General features: G+C 64.5%; 8 protein-coding genes. 7 read left to right on the top strand and 1 reads right to left on the bottom strand.

From position 1 onward, the window contains the following. Positions 1-310: 310 nt before the first annotated feature. A complete protein-coding gene (locus GF399_05245; protein ID MBD3399720.1) occupies positions 311-1,555 on the bottom strand; it encodes a DUF2088 domain-containing protein in 1,245 nt (414 codons plus the stop codon). A gap of 180 nt (positions 1,556-1,735) precedes the next feature. On the opposite strand from GF399_05245, the gene GF399_05240 reads away from it, so the two are divergent. From GF399_05240 to GF399_05210, 7 genes are all read left to right on the top strand, one after another. Then, a complete protein-coding gene (locus GF399_05240; GenBank protein MBD3399719.1) occupies positions 1,736-2,422 on the top strand; it encodes a hypothetical protein in 687 nt (228 codons plus the stop codon). A gap of 219 nt (positions 2,423-2,641) precedes the next feature. Beyond that, positions 2,642-3,640, top strand: coding sequence for a response regulator (locus GF399_05235; protein MBD3399718.1), 999 nt, complete (start codon positions 2,642-2,644; stop codon positions 3,638-3,640). A gap of 37 nt (positions 3,641-3,677) precedes the next feature. Beyond that, the gene (locus GF399_05230) at positions 3,678-4,049 is read left to right on the top strand and encodes a hypothetical protein (GenBank protein MBD3399717.1); all 372 of its coding nucleotides are present in this window, start codon (positions 3,678-3,680) and stop codon (positions 4,047-4,049) included. Positions 4,050-4,127: 78 nt separating this feature from the next. Next, positions 4,128-4,601, top strand: a complete 474-nt coding sequence (locus GF399_05225; protein ID MBD3399716.1) for a hypothetical protein — start codon at positions 4,128-4,130, stop codon at positions 4,599-4,601. Between the two features lie 148 nt (positions 4,602-4,749). Then, the gene (locus GF399_05220; protein ID MBD3399715.1) at positions 4,750-5,376 is read left to right on the top strand and encodes a carbonic anhydrase; all 627 of its coding nucleotides are present in this window, start codon (positions 4,750-4,752) and stop codon (positions 5,374-5,376) included. Between the two features lie 64 nt (positions 5,377-5,440). After that, a complete protein-coding gene (locus GF399_05215) occupies positions 5,441-6,730 on the top strand; it encodes a hypothetical protein (GenBank protein MBD3399714.1) in 1,290 nt (429 codons plus the stop codon). Between the two features lies 1 nt (position 6,731). Further along, positions 6,732-7,508 carry a hypothetical protein gene (locus GF399_05210; protein ID MBD3399713.1) on the top strand — a complete coding sequence of 259 codons (777 nt, stop codon included), beginning with the start codon at positions 6,732-6,734 and terminating at the stop codon, positions 7,506-7,508. The last annotated feature ends 65 nt before the right edge of the window (positions 7,509-7,573 follow it).

Here is a 7,573-nt window from a genome sequence, read left to right as displayed (position 1 = left end):
GGCGACCATCCCTGGTCGCCCGCCCGTCCCACCGCCCGGGGTGTACGAACCATCAATGAACGAGGGCCGGCGGGGTTGTTGCCCGCAGAGCTCCCGCCGCGGGAGGTCTGCGGCCCGCAACAACCGTGACGGCCCGGTGAAACGCCGGAGAAACAACCCGCGGAAAACCCAGGCGCGACAGCGCTTCCGCACTCCCGTCCCAATCGCCGGCGGGATGGATTCGTTATCAACGGCGGACGGGGGCACCCTTCCCATTATTGCCAATAACAGTGAGACGAGACCCTGCGACAGCCGTTGCCGACCACGGCCTTTACCCAACCACCTGTCCGAGCGGCAGCAGCTTGCGCGCGTGGGGGATGATCCAGTGGGGCAGCTCCAGGAGCTTCCGCTCGATCAGCGCCAGGGCGCTTTCCAGCTCGGGCGCGCAGCGTACGGGCAGACCGCCGAAATCCTGCACCGTCAGCTCGCCCACCCAGACGATATCGCAGGTCTCCAGCTTCTCGGCCACCGACCAGGCGGTCTGGCCGGCAACGGCGTAGTCGGCGAGCAGCTCTCGGTGGATGGCCGCGGCGCTCCCCAGCTCCAGCCAAGGTTCCAGGGAGCCGGTCCCCTCGGTGCATTCGGCGAGGAAGACCAGGGTGCCGTCGGGTTCGAGGAACCGGCAGGCGTTGTCCAGGGCCTTGTGACTCTGACGCAGGTCGATGTCGGCGGGTCGTCCTCCGGCGGAGGCGATCACCAGCCCCCGACGCCGAAGGCTCTCCGGGCGGTGGGTTCTGCGATAACAGGATACGGCGGCGGCGAAGCTGGCCTCGGCCTCCCCGCAGAAAACGGCCGCCGGAGCGCCGGCGGGATTGTTGACCAGGTTGCAGGCGAAGTCGACGCCGATGCGGCGCTGAGCCTCGGCCAGGTCGGCGGCCAGGGGGTTCTGCTCCAGCCTGCCCAGCCCGACGAGGGAAGCGCGCCGCCCGTCGGTCCCCAAGACCATCCCGTGGTTGGCCAGGATGGTCCGGCGCGAGGCGCAGCCGGGAACGACGGCCTTGCGCCCGCCGGAGAACCCGGCGAAATAGTGGCCGTCGATTTCACCGACGGTGATCCTCAGCTCGGCCCGTGCCAGGGTCGGGTGGATCTCGAGGGGTGTGCCCCGGGAGGTCGTCCCGACCTCGACGAAACCCGCGCCGTCGGCCTGGGACTGCTCGACCGGATAGTCGGCGGCGATCCGCCCGCCCAACAGATCGACGAGTTCGCCGGCGGACAACTCACGGTGCAGGCCCAGAGCCACCAGGATCGAGACCCGGGGAACACCGGCCAGCTCCGCCAGCAGGACCTCCAACCATGCCGGCAGATGAGCGCTGCGGGTCAGGTCGGGAACGACGACGACGGCTGAGGCCTTGCCGGAGGCCGATTCGCGCAGAGGCGGACCGGCGCGGGGTGACTCCAGGGCCTCGCCGACCGCCGCGGCGACGTCGACGGCCGGAACGCCCGGGGCCTCGACGAGCTCCCCGGCCGTCCATGGTGGGATAGCAAAGGTTCTGTTGCCGCAGGCCAATTCCATCATCGATTGGAGGTCGCAGGGACAGCGGTATTATAGCACTCGACAATCAGTCCGGGACCTGACGGGTTGACGGGTCAACACATGGTTGGCGGTTGAAAAACCGACCGAAGTGGTATATTATAATAAACGCATGAAGGTGAACCGGCAAGTCACCAGTATTCTGTGGGTTGGAGGACGCAGATCATGTTGGACCAACTGCACTTCCGCAACGACAAGCTCAACCTCGACGACGCCGTTTACCACGTTCAAACCGAAACACGCCTGCTGGGCGATAACTCGATCATCCAGACCCTGATCTTTTCCGGCGGCCGCGTCCTCGACCGCCGGCGTACCGAGTTAGTCGACCGCGGCGCCGCCGCCGGTGACGACGAATTCATCGAACTGCTCAACCAGCAACACGGCAGCGCCCTGCGGCGCATCCGCCATAATCATCACCGGCGTTACCGTCATCGGCGCCGGCTGAAGGCCCGTGGCGAGGCCAACAGCATCGCCCGGGGTTTCCTGGCCGAGGCCGCCGAGGAGCTCGACTCCCTGCAGCGGATCGTCGTCGTCGGCCACGACGGCGTCACCCTGTCCACCTATCCGGAGCCCGCTCCTTCATCGCAGCCCGACGTACGCAGCACGCGCTTCGCCCTGATCATGGGCCTGATTCGGAACAGCCTGCGCCACCTGGGTACCGAGCCCCTGCTGGAGAACCTGGTTTCCTACCGCGGCGGACGCTTCCTGGCCCGGCGAATCGAGCAGACGAAACTGAGCGTACTCTTCGAGGTCAACGATGAGCTGATGCTGGGCAACCTGCGCCTGGTGGCCCGCAAGACCAGCGCCAAGCTGGGGGCGGTTTACGAGGAGCTATATCCCGACGACGATTAGCCGCGGAATCCCCGGACCGTGATCAGCGATCCCAAGGCGTTGATCACGCATCCCGACCCCGTTCATTATGAACGGGGCCTTAACTATACCCGCTCACAATGAACAGTTGCTGGCCTTATGGATTTATGGCTTAGTCTATAACCGCTCTGTGAGCGGTTTTAAATTGCAGGTTCTTTTTGGCACGGTTCTTGCAGTTAATGACTGCGGGAGGTGACCCCTATGACAAGAGTCTTGATCGTCGATGATGACAAAGCATTCCTGGAGAGCCTCATCGACGGTATGGAGCAGTACACCGAGGACACTACCTATGAGTCCGCCAACAACGGACGCCAGGCGCTGGATATCCTCGGCGACAAAGCGATCGACGTTCTAGTCACCGATTTGAAAATGCCCAAGTTCGACGGCTTCGAGCTGATCGCCCGCGTCGTCAAGGACTACCCCGATATCCCCTGCATCGTGATGACGGCCTATGGTACGCCGGAGATCGAACGGGCCTTCGACGAATATTCAATCGCCTATATCGAGAAACCCATCGACATCGACCAGTTGCACAAGCTGATCGTCAAGGCCGCCGAGACCGCCGGCCGCGAGGGCCAGCTCAAAGGCATCAGCCTGGCGAGTTTTCTGCAGATGGTCGAGATGGAGCAGAAGACCTGCCGGATCGACGTTCACAGCTCGATCTGGGGCGAAACCGGCATCCTGCGCTTCGCCAAGGGCAAGCTCTTCGACGCCGAGCTGGGTGACAAGGAGCCCCTGGAGGCGGCGCTGACCATCCTGGCCTGGCAGGACTGCCAGATAACCGTCCGCAAGCAGCGTCCCGTTTTCAAGCGCAAGATTAAGCGACCGATGATGGAGCTGCAGATGGAGGCCGCCCGGCTGGCCGACGAGGCCAACAAGGACAAGCCCAAGCCCGAATCCGTCCTCAAGGCCGAGAGCCTGGAAGAGGCCCTGCAAATCGACGACCTGGCAATCGAAGGCCTTGATGAAGCGCCATCCAGCACCGACGACGAGGATGCAGCCGCTGATGATAGCGGCACCAAAGCCGAAGACACAGAAAAAACCGCCCCGGAGAAGACGGACGAGAAAGAACTGAAGCAGGTGTCCGAGAACGGCAAGCGCACCGCGATCGACATCGAGGCCCTGGCCGAGGAGGAACTGCGTAAGGCCATGGAGGAGATGGAGCAGTTGCGTAAACGGAACAAGGACGCCGACAAATAGTGATCATCCGCAGCAAGTCAAGCCAAAGGAGGAACAGATGCCTACCCAAGCCCAACAGATCCTCGAAGCCGCCGGCAAGGACATCGACGGCATGGTGGCAATGGGCGTCGTCGGCATGGACGGGATTCACATCGCCCAGGTCAAATCCGGCGACATCAGCGCCGAAGCCCAGGAAAACTACGGGGTCAAGTTCGCCCTGGTGATGAGCCTGGTCCGCAAGAGTTTGGCCGAGATCAAACTGCCCGATCTGGAGGAGAACCTGGTCGAACATGGCGGCGGCTGGGTCTTGAGCCGCTTCATCGGCGACACCAACTTCTACCTCGGCTTAGCCGTCAGCAAGGACGCCGTGCTGGGCAACGTGCGCATGGTGGCCAAGAAGACCGCCGAGAAACTGGCCGAGGTTCTCTAAGCGCAGTATTGATAGCTGATAACAACGCCCGGCACCGCCGGGGCGCAACGACCACTCCAACGACGGAAGGAGCGGAAAGTGGCTACCGAAGAACAAAAGAAACGGAATCTGGTGCGGATGTACAAGCTGGTGATCGAGGGCCTGGCCAAGGGTCTGTACGATCTGTTCGGCGAGTCGTCCTACGCCGTGATGCACACCGTGGGCGACGACCTGCTCGGGATCATGCAGAAGGAGATGGGCCTGGAGATCGGCGGCGAGAACGTCCACGAGGAACTCATCGAGGTCGGCCGCCTGTTCGTCGACGAGTTCGGCTTCGCCGACAAGATCGAGATCGCCGAGGAGGACGACGGCCACGCCGTGGTCCACGTCGACGGCTGCCACGGCTACAACCTCTCCAAGGCCATGAAGAAGGCCGGTGTCGAGCATCCCTTCACCTGTCCGATCATGAACGTCATGGCCGCCGCGATGCGCAAGAACCTGGGCAAGAACCCCCACGTCAAGATCGCTGCCCGCGACGACGCCCGCGGCTCCGAGCTGACCTTCACCTTCTAGCTCCCTAGAGTACGGCTCCGGAGCGCCTGCGGGCGCTCCGCCATCGGTCGGGTCCGCCATCCCCCATCTCTTTACCTCCCGGGGAGGCAACCGCCCCCGCTGCGGACCCAACCGACCCCTTTAAACCCCACCCGAAGGGAGGTGACCAATGACCACCACTGCTCTTAGTCCCGGCGAGGCCCTGTTCAAGCTCAAGGAAGGCCACGCACGCAGCCTGTCCGGCGAGCGCCGCTACGGCTCGGGCACGGGTCCCGAGCGCCTGGTCGAACTGACCCAGGGCCAGAGTCCCTACGCCACCATCCTGACCTGCGCCGACAGCCGCGTGCCGCCGGAACACATCTTCGACGCCGGCCTGGGCGACCTCTTTGTCTGCCGCAACGCCGGCAACCTGCTCGATTCGGTAACCCTGGGCTCGATCGAATACGCCGCCGCCCACACCGGCTGCCCCCTGCTCGTCGTACTGGGGCACACCAACTGCGGCGCCCTGGGTGCCGCCGTGGCGGCCTACCGCAGCCCCGGTTCCAGCGAATCGCCCTCCGTGGATTCGATCATCCATAAGCTGCTGCCCGCCGTGATCGCCACCCGACCCGGCGACGACAACGTCAATAACTGGATCGACGCCGCCGCGATGTGGAACGTCAAGCACAGCGCCTTCTACGCCACCCGCCGCAGCGCCATCCTGCACAAGCTGCACAAGGAGGGACGCTTCAGCGTGATCGGCGCATTCTACAACCTGGCCACGGGCCAGGTGGACTTCCTCAACAACGGCGACTAGCGACGCCCACCCCCGACGAGACGAACAGCAGCCGGCCACCACTTTCACACCCCGAGGGAGAGCCTTGGCCGAACCGATCTTCTTCCGCCGACCCGACACCCTCGACGAAGAGCGAGCCCTGTATTACAAGGACCTGCTCTTCCGCACCGCCAAGATCGGCACGGAGCTCGAATTCGCCATGCCCCGCGGCGTCCGCCGCCGCGACTTCCAACCCCTGGTGGCCGGCCTGCTCAAACCCTCGCACAGCCTGGCCCTGCTGGGGGAGAACGGCGTCCTCGACGTCACCAAGGAGCACTGCGGGGTAGAGGTCAGGATCATCGGCCGCTACCCCTACTACGACAGCCTGCTCAACCAGTACACGGGCATCATGGACAAGCTGCTGCCCCTGGGCATCCGGGCGCGGCCGACCTGCGGGCTGCACTTCCACCTGCTGACCATCTGGAGCGCCCAGAGCTTTCCCGAGATCGTGCTGGCCAACCTCTGGAACCTGGTGCGGCGCTACATCCCGTACCTCAAGTTCATCTTCTCGGCGGGCAAGAGCCGAGAGGGCCTGTGCCGGCGGCGCCAGCACAACTCCCACCTCGAGATCATCCACCACACCCCGCTGGCCCAGTCGATGCGCGAGATCCAGCGTATCCTGCGGGAGAGCAAGCGGGTGCCCGAGCATCAGAACTTCATGAACCTGGAGCACGTGCGCTTCGAAGAGGACGGCACCGTCGGTAAGCTCCAGGTCGAGTTCCGCTTCGCCGACTGCGACCTGTCGCCGACCTCGATCGTGGCCAAGACTTTCCTCTTCCTGGCTCTGCTGCTGCGCTCGGTGGAGTGCGCCAAATACGGACTGATCCACGTGGGCAAGCTGCGGGAGTGGCAGCGCAAGATCGAACTCCTCGACCGGCTCTCCAACAACGACGGCGATCTGGCCACCAGCGACACCTCGTCGTTGGGCGAGGCTGAATTGGGGGAACTCGGCGAGGGCTGCCTGGGGATGCTGGATTTCCTCAAGCCCGCCTTCGCCCGCTTCGAGAACCCGGCCTTCCGGGTGCTGCGCTATCTGGCCCGACGGCCGCTGTCGCTGATGCGGGCCGACGGGATGGACTGGGAACAGATCGAGGGTCTGCTCTCCGACGAGGTGGCCGGCGAGTCCGCCAAGCGGCTGGATTCCATCGACCGCCGCCTGATCAAGATCATCGAGCTCGGTGAAATCAAGGGCCAGCCCGACCGCGAGCGCTGGCTTAACCGGGCCGCCGACACCCTCTGGCTGCCCCGCAGCGACCTCGAGCTCCGCCTGGAGCGCCTCCAGCGCCGCAAACCGCGCTGGGACGAGGAGTCGGGCGGCTACATCTTCCTACGCTGATATGTGCGGCCTGATCAGTGTTCTGCTGGCGCCCAAAGAGCGCGATCCCTGGGAACTGGATCGCATCTGGGACATCTTCACCGAGGCCCTGATCCAGAACGAGGAGCGGGGCCGCGAGGCCACCGGCGTCGGCGTCGTTCAGGAGGACGGCTCCCGGCGGGTCTGGAAGCTGCCCCTGCCGGCCCACGAGTTCGTCGAGACCGCCGACTACCGCCGCCACGCCCGCCGGGCCTTCGACAACGGCACCGTCTGTCTGCTGGGACACACCCGCCGACCGACCAAGGGCAAGGTCGGCAACTCGCGCAACAACCACCCCCTGCTGACGCCCAACATCATCGGCATCCACAACGGTAACATCGACAACGACGATCAGCTCTTCGGCGACTACAAGCTGCCCCGGCTGGGCGAGGTCGACTCCGAGGCCATCTTCGCCCTGCTGGAGACCATCCCGCCCCACGCCCGCGGAGGCGCCTACCACCAGGCCGTCCGCGGCCGGGCGCGGCGCCTGGTGGGCAAGATGACCACGGTCTCCCTGGACCGCCGACGCCCGGGACAACTACTGGTGCTCAAACGCGACATGCCCTTCTCGATGCACTACAATCCGGACTTCGACGCCATGTTCTATTCCTCGCGCTACGTCTTTTTGCGCAAGGCCTTCGGCCGCTCGGTGATCACCGAGGCCCTGGAGAGCAAGCGGGGCTACATCTTCGACCGTCTGCGCTTCAGCGAGCTGGAAACCCGTTACAGCAGGTGCTTCACCCTCAAACGCCCCCAATGACCCCGAGCCGCTCTCCGACGAAGCTGCAACGCCGTCTTGATTTCTGCGGAGGTGACGAGACCTAT

Source organism: Candidatus Coatesbacteria bacterium (assembly GCA_014728225.1).
Lineage (GTDB): Bacteria > RBG-13-66-14 > RBG-13-66-14 > RBG-13-66-14 > RBG-13-66-14 > WJLX01.
This window is presented reverse-complemented; position numbering and strand designations above follow the sequence as displayed.

Coding starts and splice junctions, on each gene's coding strand:
- GF399_05245 (MBD3399720.1), bottom strand. CDS start 1,555: ATGATGGAATTGGCCTGCGGCAACAGAACCTTTGCTATCCCACCATGG.
- GF399_05240 (MBD3399719.1), top strand. CDS start 1,736: ATGTTGGACCAACTGCACTTCCGCAACGACAAGCTCAACCTCGACGAC.
- GF399_05235 (MBD3399718.1), top strand. CDS start 2,642: ATGACAAGAGTCTTGATCGTCGATGATGACAAAGCATTCCTGGAGAGC.
- GF399_05230 (MBD3399717.1), top strand. CDS start 3,678: ATGCCTACCCAAGCCCAACAGATCCTCGAAGCCGCCGGCAAGGACATC.
- GF399_05220 (MBD3399715.1), top strand. CDS start 4,750: ATGACCACCACTGCTCTTAGTCCCGGCGAGGCCCTGTTCAAGCTCAAG.
- GF399_05210 (MBD3399713.1), top strand. CDS start 6,732: ATGTGCGGCCTGATCAGTGTTCTGCTGGCGCCCAAAGAGCGCGATCCC.